The sequence below is a fragment of the Brevibacillus sp. JNUCC-41 genome (genome assembly GCF_014844095.1).
GTDB lineage: Bacteria > Bacillota > Bacilli > Bacillales > DSM-1321 > Peribacillus > Peribacillus aracenensis.
Genome location: NZ_CP062163.1, coordinates 234,005 through 257,505, shown reverse-complemented (window position 1 = coordinate 257,505; position 23,501 = coordinate 234,005). Strand labels below are relative to the sequence as shown.

At 43.8% G+C, this 23,501-nt stretch carries 25 protein-coding genes and 1 other annotated feature; of the genes, 17 read left to right on the top strand and 8 right to left on the bottom strand.

The annotated features are described in order from the left end of the window. The first annotated feature begins 9 nt into the window (after window positions 1-9). The 3 genes from rplT to JNUCC41_RS01250 all read left to right on the top strand — a co-directional run bounded on the left by rplT (window position 10) and on the right by JNUCC41_RS01250 (window position 1,343). Window positions 10-369 (top strand): 50S ribosomal protein L20, encoded by a 360-nt coding sequence (gene rplT, locus JNUCC41_RS01260; RefSeq protein WP_034309067.1) that lies wholly within the window; start codon window positions 10-12, stop codon window positions 367-369. A 68-nt stretch (window positions 370-437) separates the two neighbouring features. Then, complete coding sequence (locus tag JNUCC41_RS01255) at window positions 438-713, top strand: DUF1294 domain-containing protein (protein WP_228467484.1); 276 nt, start codon at window positions 438-440, stop codon at window positions 711-713. Window positions 714-773: 60 nt separating this feature from the next. Continuing rightward, window positions 774-1,343 carry a TVP38/TMEM64 family protein gene (locus JNUCC41_RS01250; protein ID WP_192206022.1) on the top strand — a complete coding sequence of 190 codons (570 nt, stop codon included), beginning with the start codon at window positions 774-776 and terminating at the stop codon, window positions 1,341-1,343. Between the two features lie 53 nt (window positions 1,344-1,396). Here the strand turns inward: JNUCC41_RS01250 and JNUCC41_RS01245 are convergent, their stop codons facing one another. Further along, a complete protein-coding gene (locus JNUCC41_RS01245) occupies window positions 1,397-1,777 on the bottom strand; it encodes a sigma-w pathway protein ysdB (RefSeq protein WP_192206021.1) in 381 nt (126 codons plus the stop codon). A 109-nt stretch (window positions 1,778-1,886) separates the two neighbouring features. On the opposite strand from JNUCC41_RS01245, the gene JNUCC41_RS01240 reads away from it, so the two are divergent. After that, window positions 1,887-2,375 carry a dUTP diphosphatase gene (locus tag JNUCC41_RS01240; protein WP_192206020.1) on the top strand — a complete coding sequence of 163 codons (489 nt, stop codon included), beginning with the start codon at window positions 1,887-1,889 and terminating at the stop codon, window positions 2,373-2,375. 64 nt (window positions 2,376-2,439) lie between these two features. Beyond that, the gene (locus tag JNUCC41_RS01235) at window positions 2,440-3,525 is read left to right on the top strand and encodes a M42 family metallopeptidase (protein WP_192206019.1); all 1,086 of its coding nucleotides are present in this window, start codon (window positions 2,440-2,442) and stop codon (window positions 3,523-3,525) included. Between the two features lie 55 nt (window positions 3,526-3,580). On the opposite strand, the gene JNUCC41_RS01230 is transcribed toward JNUCC41_RS01235, so the two are convergent. The 4 genes from JNUCC41_RS01230 to JNUCC41_RS01215 all read right to left on the bottom strand — a co-directional run bounded on the left by JNUCC41_RS01230 (window position 3,581) and on the right by JNUCC41_RS01215 (window position 7,362). Further along, window positions 3,581-4,285 carry a LutC/YkgG family protein gene (locus JNUCC41_RS01230; RefSeq protein ID WP_192207992.1) on the bottom strand — a complete coding sequence of 235 codons (705 nt, stop codon included), beginning with the start codon at window positions 4,283-4,285 and terminating at the stop codon, window positions 3,581-3,583. After that, a complete protein-coding gene (locus JNUCC41_RS01225) occupies window positions 4,279-5,709 on the bottom strand; it encodes a LutB/LldF family L-lactate oxidation iron-sulfur protein (RefSeq protein WP_098370007.1) in 1,431 nt (476 codons plus the stop codon). The genes JNUCC41_RS01230 and JNUCC41_RS01225 overlap by 7 nt, the downstream gene beginning before the upstream one ends. Before the next feature lie 23 nt (window positions 5,710-5,732). Beyond that, window positions 5,733-6,449, bottom strand: coding sequence for a (Fe-S)-binding protein (locus JNUCC41_RS01220; RefSeq protein ID WP_192206018.1), 717 nt, complete (start codon window positions 6,447-6,449; stop codon window positions 5,733-5,735). Window positions 6,450-6,630: 181 nt separating this feature from the next. After that, the gene (locus tag JNUCC41_RS01215; RefSeq protein WP_192206017.1) at window positions 6,631-7,362 is read right to left on the bottom strand and encodes a FadR/GntR family transcriptional regulator; all 732 of its coding nucleotides are present in this window, start codon (window positions 7,360-7,362) and stop codon (window positions 6,631-6,633) included. A 255-nt stretch (window positions 7,363-7,617) separates the two neighbouring features. Between JNUCC41_RS01215 and JNUCC41_RS01210 the strand changes: the two genes are divergently transcribed. The 7 genes from JNUCC41_RS01210 (at window position 7,618) to JNUCC41_RS01180 (ending at window position 16,211) form a co-directional block, all read left to right on the top strand. Then, complete coding sequence (locus JNUCC41_RS01210) at window positions 7,618-9,306, top strand: L-lactate permease (protein WP_192206016.1); 1,689 nt, start codon at window positions 7,618-7,620, stop codon at window positions 9,304-9,306. A gap of 73 nt (window positions 9,307-9,379) precedes the next feature. Beyond that, a complete protein-coding gene (locus tag JNUCC41_RS01205) occupies window positions 9,380-10,492 on the top strand; it encodes a PucR family transcriptional regulator (protein ID WP_192206015.1) in 1,113 nt (370 codons plus the stop codon). Between the two features lie 118 nt (window positions 10,493-10,610). Continuing rightward, on the top strand, window positions 10,611-12,023 hold the full coding sequence (gene glcD, locus JNUCC41_RS01200) for a glycolate oxidase subunit GlcD (RefSeq protein WP_192206014.1): 1,413 nt from the start codon (window positions 10,611-10,613) through the stop codon (window positions 12,021-12,023). Continuing rightward, window positions 12,020-13,345 (top strand): (Fe-S)-binding protein, encoded by a 1,326-nt coding sequence (locus JNUCC41_RS01195; RefSeq protein ID WP_192206013.1) that lies wholly within the window; start codon window positions 12,020-12,022, stop codon window positions 13,343-13,345. Before glcD ends, JNUCC41_RS01195 begins: the two co-directional genes overlap by 4 nt. Window positions 13,346-13,579: 234 nt before the next feature. Beyond that, window positions 13,580-14,509 carry a YsnF/AvaK domain-containing protein gene (locus JNUCC41_RS01190; RefSeq protein WP_192206012.1) on the top strand — a complete coding sequence of 310 codons (930 nt, stop codon included), beginning with the start codon at window positions 13,580-13,582 and terminating at the stop codon, window positions 14,507-14,509. Window positions 14,510-14,677: 168 nt separating this feature from the next. Then, window positions 14,678-15,490 (top strand): YflT domain-containing protein, encoded by an 813-nt coding sequence (locus JNUCC41_RS01185; RefSeq protein ID WP_192206011.1) that lies wholly within the window; start codon window positions 14,678-14,680, stop codon window positions 15,488-15,490. A 337-nt stretch (window positions 15,491-15,827) separates the two neighbouring features. Next, window positions 15,828-16,211: a general stress protein gene (locus JNUCC41_RS01180; protein WP_192206010.1), complete on the top strand. Its 384-nt coding sequence runs from the start codon at window positions 15,828-15,830 to the stop codon at window positions 16,209-16,211. A 16-nt stretch (window positions 16,212-16,227) separates the two neighbouring features. Here the strand turns inward: JNUCC41_RS01180 and sspI are convergent, their stop codons facing one another. Beyond that, window positions 16,228-16,437: a small acid-soluble spore protein SspI gene (sspI, locus tag JNUCC41_RS01175; RefSeq protein WP_076364828.1), complete on the bottom strand. Its 210-nt coding sequence runs from the start codon at window positions 16,435-16,437 to the stop codon at window positions 16,228-16,230. A 122-nt stretch (window positions 16,438-16,559) separates the two neighbouring features. Here sspI and JNUCC41_RS01170 point away from each other — a divergent pair, with 122 nt between their 5' ends. The 3 genes from JNUCC41_RS01170 (at window position 16,560) to pheT (ending at window position 21,147) form a co-directional block, all read left to right on the top strand. Continuing rightward, a complete protein-coding gene (locus JNUCC41_RS01170; RefSeq protein WP_192206009.1) occupies window positions 16,560-17,318 on the top strand; it encodes a TrmH family RNA methyltransferase in 759 nt (252 codons plus the stop codon). Window positions 17,319-17,362: 44 nt separating this feature from the next. Next, window positions 17,363-17,605: a binding site (T-box leader), on the top strand. Between the two features lie 58 nt (window positions 17,606-17,663). Then, entirely contained in the window at window positions 17,664-18,704 is a 1,041-nt protein-coding gene (gene pheS / locus JNUCC41_RS01165) for a phenylalanine--tRNA ligase subunit alpha (RefSeq protein ID WP_098370018.1), read from the top strand. A 28-nt stretch (window positions 18,705-18,732) separates the two neighbouring features. Continuing rightward, a complete protein-coding gene (gene pheT, locus JNUCC41_RS01160) occupies window positions 18,733-21,147 on the top strand; it encodes a phenylalanine--tRNA ligase subunit beta (RefSeq protein WP_192206008.1) in 2,415 nt (804 codons plus the stop codon). Here pheT and JNUCC41_RS01155 read toward each other — a convergent pair. Together JNUCC41_RS01155 and rnhC are read right to left on the bottom strand one after the other, a co-directional pair. After that, complete coding sequence (locus JNUCC41_RS01155; RefSeq protein WP_192206007.1) at window positions 21,030-21,458, bottom strand: hypothetical protein; 429 nt, start codon at window positions 21,456-21,458, stop codon at window positions 21,030-21,032. The two genes, pheT and JNUCC41_RS01155, sit on opposite strands and share 118 nt — an antisense overlap. Before the next feature lie 48 nt (window positions 21,459-21,506). Next, complete coding sequence (rnhC, locus tag JNUCC41_RS01150) at window positions 21,507-22,466, bottom strand: ribonuclease HIII (protein ID WP_192206006.1); 960 nt, start codon at window positions 22,464-22,466, stop codon at window positions 21,507-21,509. A gap of 172 nt (window positions 22,467-22,638) precedes the next feature. Here rnhC and zapA point away from each other — a divergent pair, with 172 nt between their 5' ends. Together zapA and JNUCC41_RS01140 are read left to right on the top strand one after the other, a co-directional pair. Beyond that, complete coding sequence (gene zapA, locus JNUCC41_RS01145; protein WP_048678967.1) at window positions 22,639-22,899, top strand: cell division protein ZapA; 261 nt, start codon at window positions 22,639-22,641, stop codon at window positions 22,897-22,899. A gap of 4 nt (window positions 22,900-22,903) precedes the next feature. Continuing rightward, window positions 22,904-23,449: a CvpA family protein gene (locus JNUCC41_RS01140; protein WP_192206005.1), complete on the top strand. Its 546-nt coding sequence runs from the start codon at window positions 22,904-22,906 to the stop codon at window positions 23,447-23,449. Window positions 23,450-23,501: the final 52 nt, after the last annotated feature.

Below are 23,501 nucleotides of genomic sequence, written 5' to 3'. Positions count from 1 at the left end.
GGAAATAACATGCCACGTGTAAAAGGCGGTACTGTTACTCGCAAACGTCGTAAAAAGGTAATAAAATTAGCTAAAGGTTACTATGGCGCGAAACATATTCTTTTCAAAGTAGCTAACCAACAAGTAATGAAGTCAGGAAACTATGCTTTCCGTGACCGTCGTCAAAAGAAACGTGATTTCCGCAAACTTTGGATCACTCGTATCAACGCTGCAGCACGCATCAACGGTCTTTCTTACAGCCGTTTAATGCATGGTCTAAAGCTTGCTGGTATCGAAGTGAACCGCAAAATGCTTGCTGATCTTGCTGTTGCTGACGAACAAGCATTTGCTCAATTAGCAACTGCTGCTAAACAACAATTAGACAAATAAGTCTGACTGATACAGCCACTCTCTTTTCAAGAGGGTGGCTTTTTACATATTTAAAGGAGGGAATGGGAATGCAGGGAGTATGGTTCATTGCTGCTTATATGATCATCACGAACATAATCGGATTTGCCTTAATGGGAATCGACAAGAGGAAAGCGCGTAATGGGGAGTACCGGATCAGCGAAAGGACACTTTGGTTGTGGGCGGTCATAGGCGGAGGGACTGGGTGCTTTTTGGGGATGAAGCAATTCCGCCATAAGACGAAGCATGCCGCTTTTAAGTGGGGCCTGCCCCTATTGATGATTCTTCAGATGGCCATATTGATCAAGATATTCATTCAATTGTAATATGTAGCCCGTATATTGTATATGCTTGTAGAAGCAGCAAAGAGTAGCTGGAGGGAGAGCATGAATGATAAACTGACACTTGTGATGAGCTACGTTCAATCTGGAAGCGTGTTTGCACCGTTGATTTTTATCACTTTTCATTTATTAAGGCAATTTTTATTCATTCCCGTCATTGTGGTTTGCATGTCTGGCGGAGTATTATTCGGGGCAGCCTTTGGAACCATCTATTCGGTAATCGGTTTGACGTTGTCCAGTATGGCCTTTTATTTCGTGATAGGCAAATTTCCGAAAACAAAGGATAGGCTGCTGCGGCTTAAGAATAAGCTGTTTGGAAATCGAAAGCTGAATAGCCGGCAAATTGCAGTACTGAGGCTAATCCCGTTCATACACTTTTACTTACTTTCGCTTTGCTTATTGGAATCCAATAAAGGACTGAAAAATTATTTTTATCTGTCCTTCATGACCAATCTCCCTGTCGCATTCGTATACACGGTTTTTGGCCACTATATTGCAGATTTCAGCCCAACGTTGATTGTCATCATTTTATTATCCTTAACCTTATTGATATATTTATTGAGGGAGAAGCAAACGGTCGTCCCTTGGAAGGAATTTTTTCGTTCAAATGATTAAAATAGAGCCTTGAGTCCATTTTTCTCAAGGCTCTTCATTACGTTTAATTTTTTTCATTCCTGTAAAAATTCCTTAACTGGGCTCTTCCAATCAATAACGGCATCTGGATATTGTTTTTTTATGGCTGCCTCGATTTTTAAGAAGTCATTTCGCTTCAAGCCTTTCAGGCCGGCCACTTTTTTAGGCCATATGAAGATGGAGATGACCTCGAAGGAGCGTTCCGTCGTCCCTAAATACTTTTCCCCTTCAAACATCACCCCGTTGTACGTCAATAAAAAATTCTTTCGTATATTGGCTGTATCATCGAGCAGAAAGAACTTTTTCTGTTCATGTGCCAGTTCTAATTTTCTTTTCGGATTAAATAGGTATTTGATGACTGTATATATTAAGAAAATGATGATGGCTAAAAGAATGAACCGCATGATCAATACCATGGCGCTGCCTCCTTAAACAGAGTGATACCCTTCATTTACGTATGGGTTTTTAATAAGTTTCATTTATTTGATATAATTTAAGGGAAGTCGATAGAAAGAAGTGATGAAATTGAACATAGGTAAATTAATGGAAATGCAGGCAGCTTTGGATGAGCATATACAATCAAAGCATGATTTGGGTGCTGAAGATTTAGTGGAACGGAAGATACTTGCTCTTTTGGTGGAGCTTGGAGAGCTTGCCAATGAAACAAGATGTTTTAAATTCTGGAGTCTTAAAGGCCCCTCTGATAAAGAAACGATTTTGGCTGAATACGTGGATGGCATTCATTTCATTTTGTCACTAGGAATCGAGCGGGGGTTTGTACCGGAAGTTCCATCCGCCCTCAAGGTGGATCAGGAGGATTTGACGGGTCAATTTACATCTATTTACGGCTACATCAGTGAATTTCGCAAACATTTGACAGAGTCATCTTTCCAAAAGGTTTTTGCTGCGTATTTACATTTAGGTGAGTTGCTTGGATTTTCAGCAGTGGATGTGGAAAAAGCATATGTAAGCAAAAATGAAGTGAATTACGAAAGGCAAAAGCAAGGCTACTGATTGTTAATGCAATCGGTTTTCTGTATAATTATTCTCGTAATGTAAATTATAGGGAGGCGTGGGAATGGCTAAATTGGATGAAACGTTAAGGATGCTTGCTGACTTAACGGATGCTAAAGGCATCGCAGGAAATGAAAGTGAAGTAAGAAAAGTGATGACCGAATACATAACACCATTTGCGGATGAAATATCGACAGATGGCCTGGGAAGTTTGATTGCCAAGAAAACGGGTGATGAAAACGGACCGAAAATCATCGTTACCGGGCATATGGACGAGGTCGGTTTCATGATCACCCAAATTGATGATAAAGGATTTTTGCGTTTTCAGCCGGTAGGGGGTTGGTGGTCACAAGTAATGCTGGCCCAGCGCGTGACGATCGTTACAAGTAAAGGTGATCTAACTGGAATTATCGGTTCCAAGCCGCCGCACATCCTGTCAGCGGAGGCGCGGAAGAAACCGGTTGATATTAAGGGTATGTTTATTGATATCGGTGCATCCAGCAAAGAAGAGGTTAAGGAATGGGGCGTCAAGCCAGGGGATATGGTTGTGCCATATTTTGAATTCACGGTCATGAATAATGAAAAGATGCTGCTCGCCAAAGCCTGGGACAATCGAATTGGCTGTGCAATCGCCATTGATGTGCTTAAACAGCTGAAAGACAGCGACCATCCTAATGTAGTTTATGGAATTGGCGCTGTGCAAGAAGAGGTCGGCCTGCGTGGCTCCAAAACATCCACATTCAAAATTCAGCCGGATATCGGTTTTGCCGTCGATGTTGGCATTGCTGGCGATACACCGGGGGTTTCCGAAAAAGAAGCGATGAGTAAGATGGGGGAAGGCCCGCAAATCGTCATCTATGATTCATCGATGGTGGCACATAAGGGATTACGCGATTTCGTCACCGACACGGCTGATGAAATGAATATTCCTTATCAATATGAATCGATTCCTGGCGGCGGGACGGATGCCGGCTCCATCCATTTAACGGCTAATGGAGTTCCTGCACTGGCTATCACGATTGCCACACGCTACATTCATTCACACGCAGCAATGCTTCACCGGGATGATTATGAGAATGCAGTTAAGCTCATTGTCGAAGTGATCAAACGCCTCGATCGTGAAGCGGTTGATCGGATCATTTACGAGTAATATAGAAAGTTAAAAATGGAGAGGCCTAATCAGGTCCTCTCCATTTTCTTTATTTCTATTTATCTTCGACGATTATATAGACCGCTTTGATGGGACCATGGACGCCGACGACAAGGTCCATTTCGATATCAGCCGAATTGCTCGGCCCCGTTATGAAGTTGATGCAGGAAGGAACGACTTCGCCCCGGGTAACTTTTGAACGGATGGCCGCTGCAGCCTGTGTCATTCGTGGAACGATGGTGCTTTTTGGAATGATGGATACATGGCAGGAAGGAAGGAAGCTGATGGACCGGCCATGGTCCTTGTCGCTGAACAAGACGACGGTAGCTGATTCTGCTAGTGTCATCTCACTGAATGTGATTCCGATGTTAGCACTTTCCGCTTTTTCGACATTTTCTTTCCCGGCTTGGTGATCCCATATATGGACATCTTTTTCCTGCAAGATACCCTCCAATCCATAGTCGGAAAATCGATCGTCCTTAGGGATGATCACGGGTCCGTTACCAAGTTCCTCGATCACCTGTTTTAAACAATGCATCACTTGCTTGGAGTCGGTAACGTGAAACTGAGTATGCACCCGTTTACATTGCTCCTTCAATTCCGCGACAAGGTCAGTTGGTGTCGCATGTTTCAAAACCTCTTTTTGGGGTGCATGCTTCCATTCAGGAACGGAGATGCCTTCCGTAATAGGAGCCCTTCCAAGATTTTTGGCTATATTGTTTAAAAATGTCCCTTCATTATGGATGGTTCCAATCATGATGGTTTCCCTCCTTTTTCCCGATTTTTGAACCAGTCCCGAAAGCTCTCTTTCCCTGGAGCAGGGAATTCGCGGCTTTCTGTCCAAGTTTTGAGTGGTCCCGGACCTTTCGAGATGATATCCCCTGTTTTAAAAGGAGACATCGCGGATGGGGCCATTTTGGAGCCGAACTTATAAAGCATAGGCGAGGCCGCACCGATTCCGAAGGCTTTCATGGCCATCTTTTCTGAAAATGGCGCCATTTTTTCCTTTTCAACGATGACCTCACGATGCTTCCTCAGTAAGTCATGGAGAGGAATCTTAACCGGGCAGGCATCTGTACAGGCTGCACAAAGAGTGGAGGCATATGGCAGCTCCTTGAAATCATCATATCCCCCGAGTAAGGGTGATAGCACAGCACCGATTGGTCCCGGATATATTGAACCATATGAATGACCGCCGACCTGGCGGTAAACCGGGCAGACATTTATACAGGCAGCACAGCGGATGCATTGAAGAACGGATTGAAACTCAGTTCCTAAAATGGAGGAGCGTCCATTGTCTACGATTACAAGGTGAAATTCCTCGGGTCCGTCTACATCGCCTTCATCACGCGGCCCGGTAAGTGCGGTGATGTAGCTGGTCAACCTTTGGCCGACAGCGCTTCTTGTCAATAAGCTGACAAGGACTTCGAATTCATCGAATGTAGGCACAAGCCGTTCCATTCCCATCACGGTGATTTGCGTTTTCGGGAGGGCAGTGACCAAATCGGCATTTCCTTCATTCGTCACCAAACCGATCGAGCCCGTTTCCGCAATGGCAAAATTACAGCCGGTAATGCCCACATCGGCGCTTAAGAAATCTTTCCGCAGAATGCCCCGCACATGGGCGGTAAGCTCTTCCGGTTTTTCGGTTTGCGTATATGCAAGCTTTTCTTTAAAAACATCCCTAATCTGCTCCTTATTTTTATGGAGAGCAGGTGCGACGATATGGGAAGGTGGGTCATGATCATCCACTTGTAATATATATTCACCAAGGTCCGTTTCAACGACATCGAGTCCAACTGCTTCAAGAGTTGCATTCAAATTGATCTCTTCCGTGACCATCGATTTGGATTTCACGACCTTTTTGGCGTTCTTTTTTACAATGACATCCTTAATGTAGCCGCTTGCTTCTTCAGCGGTTTCAGCAAAGAAGACATGACCGCCCCTTTTCGAAACGTTTTCTGCAAGCTGGTGCAAATAGAAATCAAGGTTACTAAGCACATGCTGCCGGATTTCTTCCCCAAGGGAACGCCAATCCTCCCAGCTTCCCAATTCATCAACGGCAGTCAGTCGCCGCCCGTGTAATCGTTCTTGGGCACTTGATACGGCCAATCGCATAAAATCATTATGTATTCCTTCATCCACCCGGTCTTTAAACTTGGCAGAACTGGTTTTCATAGCCATTAGTTTTTCCCTCCTCGCTTTCTTTAAATACTGTTCAGGACTTCCGCAATATGAAGTACTTTCACCGGTTGCCCCTTCCTTTGGATCCGTCCGCCGATATTCATCAAACATCCGGCATCCCCGCCAATTAAGAAATCGGCTTCGGTAGCTTCAATATTGCAGACTTTCTCCTCGACCATTTGTCCGGAAATGTCACCCATCTTAACCGAAAAGGTCCCCCCGAACCCGCAGCAGTTTTGGGCATCGGGAAGTGGTGTCATTTCCAGCCCCCTGACATGGCTTAACAAAATGGCAGGTGCTTCCTTCACCTTAAGCAGCCGTGTCATATGGCATGAAGTATGATAAGTGGCCTTTCCCTTAAAGGTCGCCCCGACATCGGTCACTTTTAGGACATCCACGATGAATTGGGTCAATTCATATGTTTTTGCCGCTAATGATTCCGCACTCTTTTCCCATTGGGCATCGCCTTTGAATAGGACCGGATATTCTTTGAACATCGCTGCGCAGGAACCGGAAGGGGTGACGATGTATTCAGCATCCGCGAACGTTTTAATCATCTTTTTCATGGCTTCCTTCGATTCCTTCGTATACCCGCTATTATATGCGGGCTGTCCGCAGCATATCTGGGACTCCGGGAAATCGATTTCACAGCCTAATCTCTCGAGTAGCTCCACTGTCGCTTTGCCGACATTGGATTGAAGCAAATCCACTAAACATGTTGCAAAGAGAGTAACTTTCAATTTGAACTCCTCCTTTTTCAAATAGGTTAACAGGTCATCTGATGACCAGGAAATGGAAAAAGGAAATGGTTTATGAGAATATACCAATTTCCAAGATTTTTTAAATGAAGTAATCGTTTTCAAAATAATATATCAATTTAATCCTTTTTTGTATAGGGTATTTTTGAAATTTTAAGGAAGATCAACTATGCGTTTGCTGATTTTTTTGGATGACCCGATCTAATGCTTCCTCGACGCTTTGAAGGTGAAACAGCATGGCACTGCGGGCTTCGTCTTCATCCTGTGCCACGATTGCATCATGGATCCTGGCATGCTGCTGGTAAAGCCGCTTAAGTGTCATCTCTTCGGAATAAAGCGCTATCCGGCGGATATCACGCATCTTTTCCGTCATTAATTCTGAAACGTGGTTCATCAATGTAATCAGCAGCTCATTTTGTGATGCGTTTGCCACTGCAACATGGAAGGCGATATCTGCTTTATCACTGAGTTCTTCATCGTCGGATACCTTTTCCATATTAAAAAGACTTTCCTTGAGTTCGATCAGGTTCTCTTCCGTTCTCATCTTCGCTGCCACTTCTGCCGTACCGGACTCAAGTATTTTCCGGACTTCCAGTAAATGCTTGATATTGTCTTGATCCATCAAAAGGGCGGCAGACAAGGGATGGTTCATGATGGTGGGGTCGAAGGTTTTGACGAATGTTCCTTCACCTTGTTTTATTTCAATAAGACCCATTGAACTTAATGCACTTAATGCTTCGCGGATCGCCGGACGCCCGACTTGGAAATTTTCCGCAAGCTGCTGAATGGAATCCAATTGTTCACCTGGTTTCAGGCTGCCTGACCGAATCATTTCATAAAGTTCATCGCTGACTTCTTCATAAATTTTTTTCGGTTTTATTTTTTTATATGCCAAGTAGTAGCACCTCTATTTTCTATGAGTTTCTCTGGTTAATATTATATAACACAAATGTTCTTTGACACTTCCAGAAGGTTAAAAAAATCAACAAAAAATAAAAAAAATCTTGATTTTATATTTTTAATCATTTAATTTTAATGAGTACTCATCAAGTCATCTGATGACTTGGAATTTTCAAATATGTAAGGGGTTTCAATTAGTGGTTGAATTCTGAATTTTTTAAAAAATTTATAGAAAATGGAGTCGAAATGAATGACATGGACACAAAACTTTACGCCAATCACCGATAATTTAGTGTTATCATCTCTTGCCGCACTCATTCCAATTCTTTACTTTTTCTGGGCGCTTACCATCAAACGTATGAAAGGTTACATGGCAGGTATAACCACGTTGCTTGTAGCTCTTGCAGTGGCTGTATTGATATATGGAATGCCTGCAGGAAAAGCAGTGATGTCCGCTTCACAAGGAGCCGTATATGGGCTGCTGCCAATCGGATGGATAATCATCACTTCCGTATTTTTGTACAAAATGACTGTTAAAAGCGGACAATTCAATATCATTCGTTCTTCGGTGCTTTCGCTTACGGAAGACCGCCGCCTCCAGGCACTATTGGTGGCATTTTCTTTCGGGGCCTTTTTAGAAGGCGCCGCGGGATTTGGGGCACCGGTTGCCATTTCTGCCGCGCTTTTGGTCGGTCTTGGATTTAACCCGCTATATGCAGCCGGGATTTGCTTGATCGCGAATACCGCTCCGGTAGCATTCGGGGCGGTTGGAATACCGATCATTGCCATGGAAGGCCCAACTGGCATAGCCGCCATGGAGATTTCAAAAATGGTCGGCCGCCAATTGCCATTCCTTTCGGCTTTCATTCCGCTATATCTCATTTTAATCATGACTGGGTGGAAAAGGTCGCTTGAAGTCTTGCCGGCAATATTGGTTTCCGGATTTTCCTTTGCCATCACACAGTACTTAAGTTCAAATTTTCTTGGGCCGGAATTACCGGACATCCTTTCCGCGTTAGTGTCACTATTTGCATTGGCGATTTTCCTGAAATTCTGGAAACCTAAAACGATCTTTCGCTTTGCATCCGAGGAAACGGCTGCAGCTGTCGAACCTTTAACTACAGCCGAATCGGAAACAAAATACACGAAATGGCAGATTTTCCATGCTTGGTCACCATTCCTTCTGTTAACGCTTTTCATAACAATCTGGGGGATGAACCCAATTAAACCGGCGCTCTCCGGACATTATGAAGGCAACAATGCATGGCTTGGCGGAATCAATGAAATCGGGAAACTATTAACCTTCCAAATCGAAGTCCCAGGTCTGCATAATGCGATAATCGGAAGCGATGGATTGCCGATTGCCGCTTTCTATAAAATAGAACTGCTCGGAGCGGCCGGGACTGCGATTTTACTGGCTGCCTTCGTAACGAAGTTCATCGCACACATGTCTGCAAAAGACGTTTATAGCACCTTTGTTGAGGCGATGAAAGAGTTGGCAAAACCAATCTTGATGATTTCTGCCGTGGTGGCTTTTGCCTATGTAACGAATGCTTCAGGCATGTCGACCACATTAGGGATGACCCTTGCAAAATCGGGTGATTTATTTCCGTTTTTCGCACCGGTTCTCGGCTGGCTGGGTGTGTTCATTACCGGCTCGGATACATCAGCCAACCTCTTATTTGGCAGTCTGCAAAAAGTGACCGCACTTAAAGTGGGGATGGAGCCGGTCTTGGCACTTGGGGCGAACTCTTCCGGAGGGGTCACCGGAAAGATGATTTCCCCCCAATCGATAGCGATTGCATGTGCTGCCGTTGGATTGGCGGGCAGGGAATCGGAATTATTGAGATTCACGCTCAAACATAGTTTATTTTTATTGCTGCTAGTTTGTGTGATTACCTTCTTGCAAAATGGCGTCCTTTCCTGGATGATTCCATAAGTAGAATGAGGCTCCCTTTTCATAGGGGAGCCTCGAAATATTTTCAAGGCCAATCAAAAAAGGAGGACATATCATGCAATTGACAGCTGTGGCAGGAAAATTGGTTCATGAGGTTAGGAAACTGATTGATGAGGAAATCATCATTATTGATCATGCTGGAACGATTATCGCCAGCACTGATAATAGCCGTATTGGAGGTTATCATGAAGGAGCTATCCACGCTTTCAAAAATCGTGAGAAATTGATCATCAATAAACAGGATGAACGAAGTTGGAAAGGCGTGAAGGCAGGTATAAATCTACCTATTTTCTTCAACCAGGAAGCAGTTTGTGTGATTGGCATTACAGGCGACCCCAAACATGTTTCCCCCTATGCGGAACTTTTAAAAAAGATGACGGAGATGTTCATTCAGGAAAGCTATCATATCGAACAAGCAGAATCCCAATCACGTCTGATGGAATTCTTTGTATTTGAATGGCATCAGCTGCAGACGTTCAATGAGCTTTTCCTTCAGAAGGCCAAGTTGCTTGGGGTCGATGTTCATGCAGACCGGATCATCACCCTTGGTGAATTTAAGACTGAGGAAATCATTGAACCTCATGTGTGGAGAACGCTTCAGATATACATGGGACAGCAGCACCCCAATGACATTGCAGTCCGATGGGGGAGGAATCAATTCGTCATTCTTTCTATAGCCAATTTCATCGGTTCAAAAATCCAGCAATTAAAGAAATTAAGTAAACTCCAAAAAAAGCTGGAAGAGAGCTCGGGTTATAAAGTGTGTGCAGGAGTTAGTTCGCGTGCATCGGGATCCGCTTTCAGGTCAGCGTTTTTTAAAGCGGAACGTTCTTTGAAAATCGCGCTTCCTTCATCGGGGATCATATTTGACGAGGACTTGAAGCTTGAGGTCCTGCTTGATGAAGTTACCGCTGAAACAAGACAGGAATATTTATCCCGGACGATTCAGGAGTTGCTTCCTAATGAAGAGCTGCTTAAAACCCTTTCCATGTATTTTGCATGTGATTTATCCTTAAAGGAGACGGCTAGAGCCCTGCATATCCATATCAATACCCTCCATTACAGGCTCAAGCGCATAGAAGATTTGACCAGCCTGAATCCCAGGAAGCTAGACGATTTAGTCACTATGTATCTAGCATTAAGTATATTGGATAAACATACAAATTAATTCTATGGAAAGCTCTAAATTCTATATGTTCATACATAGATGATTGAGTGTTTTCTTTCTTATACTTACATCATATAAAAAATCTCGAATTTCCTATGTTTATATGAGGAGGATGTACATGTTAACAAAACAGGTTAAGCAGCTGCTTCTTACCATCGTCGGTAAGGAGAATTTCGATGACTCGAAAGTGGAATGCCTAGTCTATTCATATGATGCAACACCAGGGTTTCAAGCGATGCCTGATGCTGTCATTAAACCGGGCTGCACAGCTGAAGTCGCAGCCATCGTCAAAGTTTGCAACGAATACCATGTTCCGATCGTTCCACGCGGGTCTGGGACGAATTTAAGCGGAGGCACTTGCCCGACAGAGGGGGGGCTTGTCCTTTTATTCAATCGAATGAATTCATTACTTGAAGTAGATGAGGAGAACTTGACGGCGACCGTACAGCCTGGGCTTATCACATTGGACTTGATTTCAGCAGTTGAAGAGAAGGGATTATTTTATCCGCCGGATCCCAGTTCGATGAAAATCTCCACTATTGGCGGAAACATTAATGAGAACTCTGGTGGACTGCGAGGATTAAAGTACGGAGTCACCCGTGATTATGTCATCGGGCTAGAATTGGTCCTTCCGAATGGGGACATCATTCGAACAGGGGGCAAGCTTGCCAAAGATGTAGCCGGATATGATTTAACGAAACTTTTTGTCGGGTCAGAAGGGACCTTGGGAATCGTTACGGAAGCGGTCTTAAAGCTGATCCCAATGCCTGAAACGACAAAGACGATGCTTGCCTTATATCAAGATCTGGATGCCGCAGCCCAGTCAGTGGCCAAAATCATTTCAAATAAAATCATTCCTGTTACATTGGAATTTCTGGATCGGCCGACGTTGATCGTGGTTGAGGACTTCGCGAAAATCGGTTTGCCCACCAATGTGGAAGCCGTCCTGCTGATTGAACAAGATGGTCCGAGTGAAGTAGTGGAACGCGATATGAAAAGGATGGCCGATATCTGTCTACAGGAAAAGGCGGTTTCCGTGGAAATTGCCGAAACGGAATCTGACGCTGCCGCCTTGAAAACCGCAAGACGGACAGCCCTCTCTGCTCTGGCACGCCTCAAGCCGACGACCATTTTGGAAGATGCCACCGTTCCACGGTCGGAAATTGCCAAGATGGTTAAAGCGATTAATGAGATCGCTGTCAAGCATAACGTGGACATTTGCACTTTCGGCCATGCTGGGGATGGGAACCTGCATCCAACGTGCATTACCGACGCTCGTGATCATGACGAAATGGAGAGAGTGGAGCTCGCTTTTGCCGACATTTTTGCCGCGGCTATCGACCTTGGCGGGACGATTACCGGTGAACATGGTGTAGGGGCGATGAAGGCCCCTTATCTTGAATGGAAGCTGAAGAAAGAAGGGATTGATGCCATGAGAGCGATTAAACAAGCTTTCGATCCCAATAACATCATGAATCCCGGCAAAGTATTTGCCAAAGAAACCAGGAAAAGGGTGGTGGTTTCTTCATGACGACAGTTCAAGAAAGGGAAACCATCGCCAGGCAATTCGCTGAAAAAATGAACGAAGATGAATTGTTGAATTGTATGCGCTGCGGCTTTTGCTTACCCCACTGCCCGACATACATCGAATCGGGGCTGAAGGAATCCCATTCACCAAGGGGCCGGATTGCACTTATGAAAGCGGTGGCGGATGGTGTGATTGAGCCCGATGAAGATGTAGAACGTTCATTGAGCCTTTGCCTCGGCTGCAGGGCTTGTGAACCTGTGTGTCCTTCAGGTGTGAAATATGGGCATCTTCTTGAAGAAGCAAGGGATATCATCCATCAGAATAAAAAGCACAGTTACCCTGTAAAAACGATCCGTAATGCCGTTTTTAGTGGATTATTCCCGCATCAGGAGCGAATGCAGGCCATGACGAGTTTGCTTGGCTTCTATCAGAGATCAGGTCTGCAATACATGGCCCGAAAAACGGGAGTCCTCAACATGCTTCCGAATAATTTGGCAACCATGGAAAAGGTGCTGCCGAAAGTCCCGAAAAAATCAGAAATGAAAAATAGGCCAACCGGGCTGCCTGCAATCGGAACGCCGCTCAAAAAGGTGGCTTTTTTTTCCGGCTGCTTGATGGATACGATGTTTTTGGAAACGAACAAGGCCACACTAAAGCTTCTTCAGCTGGCCGGATGTGAAATCGTGATTCCGAAATCCCAGGCATGTTGCGGGGCGCTGCATGGGCACAGTGGTGAAAAAGCAGGTGCAAAGCAACTGGCCAAGCGTAATATAGAAGCTTTTGAAGCGGAGGAAGTTGATTATATCATTACGAATGCAGGCGGCTGTGGAGCTTTTCTCATAGATTATGACCATTTACTCCAAGGCGAATCGGAATGGCATGACCGTGCAATCGCATTTAAAAATAAGTTGAAAGATATAAGTCAGATTCTTGTTGATTTGCGTTTTCAGGAAAAAGTTCGCTTGAAACTGCCGGCTCAATCGGTCACTTTTCAGGATTCCTGTCACTTACGGAATGTTATGAACACCTCCTTGGCTCCGCGAATTCTCCTTCAATCGATAGAAGGGATTGATTTCAAGGAAATGAAGGATGCCGATCGATGCTGCGGCTCCGCTGGGATTTATAATATTGTTGAATCAGAGATGTCCATGAATATTCTCGACTCCAAAATGGAGCACACGAAAACGACACAGGCCGATATTGTTGTCACGGCAAACCCGGGCTGTCTATTACAAATGCAATTGGGGATTGAGAGGGAAAACTTGGGGGAATGTACGAAAGCGGTGCATATTGCAGACCTGCTAATAAAGGCTGTGGCTTTATAATAGAAGAAAAGAAAAATGAAATAGCATTATTTGGTTAAACATTACATTTTTATAAATGGGGAAACCCTTGAAAAGGCTGGATTTCAATTGAAAAAGCGTTCTGTGCTGAGAACGAATTGTAAATGATATAACAAAAATGAAATATTGATTCCTCGTTTACTTAGGTTCATAGCGGGTAGAGTTTATACATAGCATCCACTAAACGAAACAACAAAACCTAAGGAGGAATGTAAAATGAATAAAACAGTATATGGAGTATATGAATCAAATGCAGAAGTGATCCAGGCAATAAATGCACTTAAGGCAAAGGGCTTTGAAGGGGACGATATCACGGTCGTCGCAGACAAGGAAGAAACATTGGATTTCACGAACACTCAACGCGAAACGGATGTTCATACAATGACGAATGTTCCTAATGACGAATCATTTATGGACAAGGTGGCACGTTTCTTCATGCCGGATGATACGGCAGACCTTTCGACAAGATTGGCGAATGCAGGACTTTCGAATAGTGAAGCGGCTGAACATGTCTTTGATGTGGAAAATGGAAAAGTCTTGGTTCTGGTAGAAGAAGGTGAAGGCCATCTTGGAACGGCAAGAGATAAATTCACGATCGGAAATATGGATACTGCCGCTACACGGCTTGATACAAATTCCACCAACCAACTTTATAATGGCACTGAAAGAACAGATGCATTAAATAAAGCAGATGTTTATGGAGTCAACGGACAAGGACGTGAATTGCCAGAGGATGAAAGGACGCTTAAACTTCGGGAAGAACAGCTGAACATTGATAAAGAAAGAGTACAGACTGGTGAAGTCGTCATTAACAAAGAAGTCAGTGAACAGCATAAAACGATTAATGTCCCTGTTGAACACGAAGAAGTGACAGTCGAGCATAGATCAGTTTCAGGGCGTGAACCGGATCTGGAAACTGGAAGCATTGAAGATGGGGAAACATTACGGATTCCCGTTGTTGAAGAAAAATTGGAAGTTTCGAAAAAACCAGTCGTCACAGATGAAATTGTCATCAAGAAACATGCTGTACAAGAAACGGAACAAGTTCAGGATACTCTTAAAAAGGAAGACATCCAGCTTGATAGTACAGATGATTCGATCGTAAATGAGAAACAGGCAACTGAACGTAGAACCGACCGCTTCTAAGAGTGAAGAAAAGTGGCCTGCAGTTTTATAACTGCAGGCTTCTTTTAGGTTTTAAAGACTTATTAAAAGTACGAGCCCAGGAAAGGCAACCTTTTTGTTTAATTGGCACCCATCAGGGTATACATACACATAAGAAGAAATTTCGGAATAATAGGAGGAGGAAGATGCATGGGAAAAACATTATATGGTGTTTTTAATACGGAAAGAGAAATAATCCAGGCTATTCAATCCCTCAAGGAAAAGGGGGTCCGTGAAGGAGAAATAACGGTAATGGCAGATAAGAAAGAAGATTTGGATTTCGTCAATCAAAAGCGTGATCCGGATGTCGACGTCGTTACTAATTCTAATGAGGATTCCTTCATTGATAAGATGAAACACTTTTTCCTGAATGAGGGTTCTGAAGATATAAGGAACCGGCTAGGTGAGTTAGGGCTTGCCGATAGTGAAGCCACCGCTTATATAAATGAAGTGGAGGCAGGAAAGTTCCTGATTCTGTTAGATGAATCGGAAACCGTCTCAGCAAGTGAGAGCATAGATTCCAATCGCATGGAGGATACGGACGAACCTTTAGAGAATCCGCTTAAAACAGGGGTGGTGAACAATCCGGATCCGAACCTTTTTCCTGAAACAACAGCGAATGCCTATCAAACAGGGGAAGTGGAAGCACAGCCAGGAAGAAGCGAAGAACTTCATGGGAATTCTGCGAACATCTTTGAAAATGAAGAGCTCGATACAAAACGAGCTCAACAAAGGGAAATCCGGGGGAACTCCACAGAAAAATTCAAGAAGAAAAAAACAGGGAATCATGAAGGGCAACTTGCAAGCGACCCTCATCCAGACCCGTTTTCTTCCGATACTGATAATGCCCTTGATGCTCAAGGATCACTGGATCGGACCATGAGCCCGAATGCCAGCAGGCAGCAAGAGGAAGTCTTGCAGGATGAATACATCAAAAATCGAATCAATACCGACAATCTGTAATACGCAAAATAACTGCCTGCACAAGGCTGTTCAGACTGTAGACAAACTAGATGAAAATCGAGTTTGTCTGCAGTTTCTTTATGGCTTGTAAAATTGGGATGTTGATTTTCTGGCACTCGCTTTCCTTGCTTTGGTTCAGTTGGTTCGTTTGATGAAGGATATATTTTCCCAACCCTTTTATCTGCAAACTGAACCAGGCTGTTTTTTTTAAAAAACCTTTAGGCAAAGGGTTAGTCAGGAATTCTCAATGGACTATTTGCTTGTTTATTGTTAAAGCTGCAAGGTATAATGACAAAGGTATTTTATTTTAAGTAGAGTAACAAGGAGGGGAAGAAACATGGAAAAAAACGTATATGGTGTTTTTGACTCTAATCCGGAACTACTTGCTGCAATTCAAGACTTAAAAGCTAAAGGCGTATCTGGCACCCAAATGACAGTAGCAGCTAATATAAAAAATCATGTGCAGCTTGGAAATGAACATACGGATATCCTGATCATCGCCAATCAGGATAAGGAGGACACTCTTTTTTTAAGAATCTTCCACTACTTCACAGATGAAGGATCTGGAGATTTACGCAGCTTTTTCACGAAATACGGCTACTCTTATGATGAGACAAAAACGATGCTTGAAGAAGTGAGCGCAAAAAAATTCATCTTGCTGCTTGATGAAGAAGTCTCCATCGAAGAACTGAAGGCTTGCGAAGCGAAATCAAAAAAATAACAGCCTCTGAAGGCTGTTATTTTTTTAATCCTGATTCGAGAGCAGTGATCATTTCCTGTTTTTCCTGCTCAGATGAATTTTGCCAGATGACCTCGAATAATACTCCCAATCCAGGAAGCATTTTTTCCTCGCCATTTTGTATGGCATCGACAATCGTGTCTTCCAGCTGCTCTTGCGAATTTCCAGATACATTTTGGATGATCGCATTACGTAAGTTTAAATTCATAATTATTCCTCCTCTAACACATAATGACTGACATTCATAGCATTTCACAAACTCACATGCAATATGTATGTGAATTGCGTTATAATAGGAAAATCAGTGTGAAGTTAAAGGAGCGTTTACCCTTGAAATATATTGAATCCTTAAAAAACCCGCAAGTTAAGCAATGGAAAAAACTTTTGACGAAAAAAGAACGAGATAAAACAGGTAAATATTTAGTCGAGGGTTATCACCTAGTTGAAGAAGCCTTAAAAGAAGAAATCGTCCTGGAAGTGATCATCAATGAAGAAACTGAAATGCCTGCCCATTTTAAGGTGGAAGGCACAGAACTCATTTATGTGAAAAATGATATTATGAAGGCGATTTGTGATACCGAAGCTCCTCAAGGAATTGCTGCGGTTTGTGAACAGAAATCAACGAGCATGGCGTCCATCAATCCGGATAAATTATTGTTGATCGATGCCGTACAAGATCCGGGGAATATTGGAACGATGATCAGGACAGCGGATGCAGCTGGAATCGATGCGGTCATACTTGGCGAAGGGTGTGCTGACTTGTATAATCCCAAAGTGGTCCGTTCGACGCAAGGGAGCCTCTTCCATATGCCTGTCATTAAAGGGAACCTTTCCGAAATCATCGATGAGCTGAAGGAAAGCGGCACACCGGTATATGGCACGGCATTAGAAGGCGCATCGCCATTCGAAGAAGTGGAAAAGTCTTCACGATTTGCCCTTCTGGTCGGTAATGAAGGCCAAGGAGTATCGAAGGGATTACTGGAGAAAACGACTAAAAACCTTTATATTCCCATCTACGGAAAAAGCGAATCATTGAATGTGGGGATCGCTGCCGGGATTTTAATGTACTATTTACGAAAATCGATTTGAAACGGCCGAAGAATTATAATATAATAAAACAGAATTTTATAATGAAAACAACGATGACAAAGAGTAGTAGCTTAAGTTAACCATATCCAGGGAAAAAATGCCTTGACTGAAAGCATTTTTATGGCACTGCTTAAGGGAATTCACCTTTCGAGTTGGCATTGGGAAGACATGATGTCTGAAAAATGTTCCGGTGAAGAGCCGTTATTTTTTAATGAAGTGAGTGCAGAAGTTTTTTTGTTCGTGCACTAATAAGGGTGGTACCGCGATACATAAACCTCGTCCCTTTAGGGATTGGGGTTTTTTTGTGTTCATTTTTACAAAAGGAAAATAAAGGAGGAAGACATGATGCAGGAACGTTTACTAGAACTGCAGGAAGAAGCGTTGCAAAAAGTTGCCGCCGCTTCCGAATTAAAAGAACTGAATGAAGTCCGAGTTGCTTATTTAGGGAAAAAAGGGCCAATCACTGAGGTATTGCGCGGCATGGGTAAATTATCTGCCGAAGAACGCCCAAAAATTGGGGCACTGGCCAATGATGTAAGGGAAGCGATTGCAACAAAGATCGAGGAGAAACAAAAAGCACTTGAAACTGCGGCAGTCAATGCAAAGCTGGCAACTGAAACGATTGACGTCACACTTCCTGGACGTCCGGTTAACAAGGGGAATCTACATCCATTAACACGTGTCGTGGAAGAAATCGAAGACTTATTCATCGGTATGGGCTATACCGTTGCGGAAGGTCCTGAAGTCGAAAGCGACTACTACAACTTCGAGGCACTTAACTTGCCGAAAAGCCATCCGGCACGTGATATGCAGGATTCCTTCTACATAACGGACGAAATCCTGATGCGTACGCACACTTCACCTGTTCAAGCCAGAACGATGGAAAAACATAAAGGTCAAGGACCTGTTAAAATCATTTGCCCAGGAAAAGTATATCGCCGTGATAACGATGACGCTACACACTCCCATCAATTCCAGCAAATTGAGGGCTTGGTCATCGATGAGAACATCAGCATGAGCGACCTGAAAGGGACGCTTGATGTATTTGCGAAAAAAGTATTTGGGCAAGACCGTGAAATCCGACTTCGTCCAAGTTTCTTCCCATTTACGGAGCCTTCCGTCGAAGTGGATATTTCTTGTAAAATCTGTGGTGGTAAAGGCTGCAGCGTATGTAAACAAACAGGCTGGATCGAAGTGCTTGGCGGCGGGATCGTTCATCCGAACGTCCTTGAAATGGCTGGCTTCGATTCCAAGAAATACTCTGGATTCGCATTTGGAATCGGCGTGGAGCGGATTGCCATGTTGAAGTATGGTGTGGATGATATCCGTCATTTCTATACGAATGATGTTCGATTCTTAAAACAATTCAACCATCATGAAGCATAAATTTTTATTTTAAAAAGGAGGACCTACCATGTTTGTGTCATATAAATGGTTACAAGATTATGTTGACCTTTCAGGCATCAATGCGACGGAGCTAGCTGACAAAATCACGAAAAGCGGCATTGAGGTTGAAGGGGTGGAAAAGAAAAGTGAAGGGCTAAAAGGGGTCGTCATCGGGCATGTCATTGAACGTGAACAGCATCCAAATGCGGATAAATTGAATAAATGCCAAGTTGATATCGGGGCCGAAAATCCCGTTCAGATCATCTGTGGAGCACCGAATGTCGATAAAGGCCAAAAAGTCGCTGTCGCTACTGTTGGCGCAGTCCTTCCAGGTAATTTCAAAATTAAGAAAGCGAAACTTCGTGGAGAGGAATCGCACGGGATGATTTGCTCGCTTCAGGAATTGGGCTTCGAATCCAAGCTCGTTTCCAAGGATTATGCTACAGGTATCTTCGTCTTCCCTAATGATGTGGAAGTAGGTAAAGATGCATTGGAGGAACTTGGTTTAAGTGATGAAGTGCTGGAACTTGGGCTGACTCCGAACCGTTCAGATGCATTGAGCATGCTTGGTGTTGCATACGAAGTGGCAGCCATTTTAGGCCGGGAAGTGAAATGGCCGGTTGTCGAGAAAGAAGAGGCAGCTGAAAAAGCAACTGATTATATCAGTGTCAAAGTTGAAGCGAAAGAAGATAACCCGATATACATTGCTAAAATCATCAAGGATGTCAAGGTCGGACCTTCACCACTTTGGATGCAGACTAGGTTGATGTCTGCAGGTATCCGACCTCATAATAATGTGGTGGATATCACGAACTACATTTTACTTGAATACGGCCAACCGCTCCATGCCTTTGATTATGACCGCTTTGGTTCAAAGGAAATCGTCATCCGCAGAGCGAAGGATGCTGAAAAAATCGTAACATTGGATGAAGCGGAACGCACTTTGACACCTGACCATTTAGTGATCACAAATGGCAGCGAGCCAGTAGCGATAGCTGGTGTGATGGGCGGAGCGGATTCCGAAGTGAAAAATGATACGACGAACATCATCATTGAAAGTGCATATTTTGCAGGTACAGTGGTTCGTAAAGCCTCAAAGGACCATGGATTACGCAGTGAAGCTAGTGCCCGCTTTGAAAAAGGTGTCGACCCGGCCCGTGTACGTGAAGCTGGAGAACGTGCTGCACAATTGATTGCACAATATGCAGGCGGAACAGTCTTACAAGGAGCAGCAGAAGTTGATGAATTGACAATGGAACCTGCGGTCATTAGCATCACTCTTGAAAAAATCAACACACTTCTTGGAACAGACATGACCGCATCAGTTGTGGAATCGATCTTCAAGCGTCTGCAATTTGGCGTGGAACTTGACAATGAAACATTCACAATCACCGTTCCGACGCGCCGTGGCGATATTACGATTGAAGCTGATTTAGTCGAAGAGGCTGCACGTCTATATGGATATGATAATATTCCCGCTACACTGCCGATCGGTGCTGCTGTCCCAGGCCAATTGACTGATTATCAAATTAAACGGCGGAAAGCACGCCGTACACTTGAAGGCGCAGGCCTTTATCAAGCGGTAACCTATTCACTGACAAGCCAGGAAAAAGCGTCCCAATTCGCTTTGGAAGCAAGAGAATCCATTCGATTAGCAATGCCAATGAGTGAAGAAAGAAGCCAGCTGCGTTTAAGCATCGTGCCTCAATTGCTTGAAGTCGTGAAATATAACAATGCCCGCCAAATTGATTCACTGGCACTGTATGAAATCGGTTCGGTATTCTTTAAGCGTGACGAACAAGAACTGCCTGAAGAAAAAGAACATATTGCTGGAGCAATCACCGGTCTATGGGAGTCACATCTATGGCAAGGTGAAAAGAAACCAGTGGATTTCTTTGTAGCCAAAGGCGTGATCGAAGCATTATTCGACACACTTGGATTAGCTGATCAAATCAGTTATCGCCAAGCGAAAATCAACGACATGCATCCAGGACGGACAGCGGAAGTACTATTGAATGGTGAAGTGATTGGCTTTATCGGCCAAGTGCACCCAACTGTCCAAAAAGACTTGGATATTAAAGAAACATACATTTTCGAACTTTCCTTAAAAGCATTGGCCGAAGCCGAAGTCGCTCCGATTGCGTACCAAACCATTCCGCGCTATCCATCGACCACGCGCGATATCGCGCTCGTTGTGGATCAAGCTACGAAAGCCGGGGACATTCAGGATATTATTGAAGAAGCCGGTGGCAAACTGCTGAAAGAAGTAAGCATCTTCGACTTATACGAAGGTGAAAGAATGGAGGAAGGCAAGAAATCCATTGCCTACTCACTGAAATACTTCGACCCGGAACGTACTCTAACGGACGAAGACATTACAAAAGCACACGATAAAGTTCTTGAAGCCGTTAAAGAAAAAGCTGGCGCAGAACTAAGAGGATAAAACCAAAAAGACAGCTCCCTGAAACATGGGGAGCTGTCTATTTTGATTTTACGAGTAAACAGCGTGAACTCACGAGTAAACAGCGCAAACTCACGAGTAAACAGCGCAAACTCACGAGTAAACAGCGCAAACTCACGAGTAAATGGCGTGAACTCACGAGTAAACAGCGCAAACTCACGAGTAAACAGCGTAAACTCACGAGTAAATGGCACAAACTCACGAGTAAACAGCGCAAACTCAAGAGTAAACAGCGCAAACTCCCGAGTAAACAGCGTAAACTCCCGAGTAAATGGCGCAAACTCACGAGTCACAAACTCACAAGTTAAAGGCGGCTATTCCGGAAGGTCAGCCGCTTTCTTCTATTTATGATATTTCTGTTGAAATAGTCGCTTCGCTTTTTCTGTGTTGGCAAAGTGGGTTTTCGTGAATTCGTGTAATGAATCGATTCCTTTTTCATGAATCAATCTTGCAGCTGCTTCATCGACTGCAAATCCGGCACCTTTAGGGATTTTGAATCCGGCTTTTTCACTCAGCAAGTCAAAGCGTTTGACGAATGCATATCGGGCAATGATGGATGCGGCTGCTACTCCAAGATGAATGCCTTCCGCTTTTGTACATAGATAGGTGGCATTAGCCTGGAATAGTTCTTGGCCTTTGAGGTAATTGAAAAATACCTCTGGTTGAGCGAATTGATCAATAAGGACCGCTTCCGCTTGTTCCGGCTGGATTTTTTGCATGAGATGCTTGATTGCTTGGTTATGGAGGAGTGCTTTCATTTTACCTTGTGACATTCCCTTTGCCTGCAGCGCATTATATTTCGGGTTGTCGCATGTGAGCAGGCTGAAGGGCACTACATCCTTAATCTGTTTAGCAATTTCGATGATCTGTGGATCTTTCAGATTTTTGGAATCCTGGACACCAAGCTCCTTCAATAGTGAGAGTTGCTCCTTTTTTGCATATACGGCTACGACGGTGATCGGGCCGAAATAGTCTCCTGTCCCGACCTCATCGGAACCGATCACTGACATGGTTCCGATATTTGCAGGCGGCGAATATCGATGGGCCTTGACCGATGCAGAGGATGCCGTTTTTTTCTTTGGAGCCGCAGCAGTGGTGCCTTTTTGCCATTTTCCCGCTTCTAGTTCGGCATTCTTACCTTGAAAAAGGACCTTACCGGATTTATAGGCTGTCACCGTACATAGCGGCGGTTTTGCGGAAAAGATGCTCCCAGGCGGCAGCTTGGCGGCCAAGGATGAAGAATAATGGGCCTTCATCGCTTTTATTTGTTCAGGATTGATAAGTAAAACAACATGGGACATAATGGGTTAGCTCCTATCTTCATTTTGTTTATTAGGTGATCTTCTTCCTAAATCCGCTTTCGTTTGACAAATTATTGAAATTTTTATGCGAGAAATGACGATGTACTCTCTTTCGTGACGAAAAACTTCATGATATGATAGAATTAGGATTGTTTAGATTGGGGGCATCATTTTGTCAGACGATAAACGAAATAAAACAACAGTTGATATATACGGACAACCATATACAATCGTCGGCACAGAAAGCGCAAGTCATATGCGCCTGGTCGCTTCGATGGTTGACGAAAAAATGAGAGAGATCAGGATGAAAAATCCATACTTGGATACAAGCAAGCTAGCGGTGCTAACGGCCGTGAATACCATCCACGAATATATTAAATTAAAAGATGAACTAGACCAGCTTCAACTGGAATTAAAGAGAGAGAAGGACTGAGTACATGCTTGATTTAGCAATTCTGGCCATTCTTTTAATCGGTTTATTAATCGGTTTAAAGCGTGGCTTCATTTTACAAGCGGTTCATATGACAGGGTTCATTGTAGCCTTCATCGTCGCTTATGTATTTTACGGAGATCTTGCTCCCAATTTGAAATTGTGGATTCCGTTCCCAACGATGGGTGATTCCTCGACCCTTAATATGTTTTTCGATACAGTCGGGCTTGATACGGCGTATTACAATGCAATTGCCTTTGCTATCATTTTCTTTGCTGCCAAGATCCTTTGGCAAATGATAGGATCCATGCTCAATTTCATCACCCACCTACCGATATTAAAGCAGCTGAATCGCTGGGGTGGAGGGATATTGGGTTTTCTCGAAGTTTATCTTATCATGTTTATTATATTATATATAGCTGCCATGCTGCCAATGGATTCCATCCAGAAACCATTAACTGGCTCATTTCTGGCAGAATCGATCGTGAAACATACGCCGTTCCTTTCCGAGCAAGTGAAGGAACTTTGGTTTCAGGGTGTAAAACAATCTTAATGTCAGTATAAGAGGGCCTGTCTCCCTTTCTCAAAGTCCTGGATTCCCATAC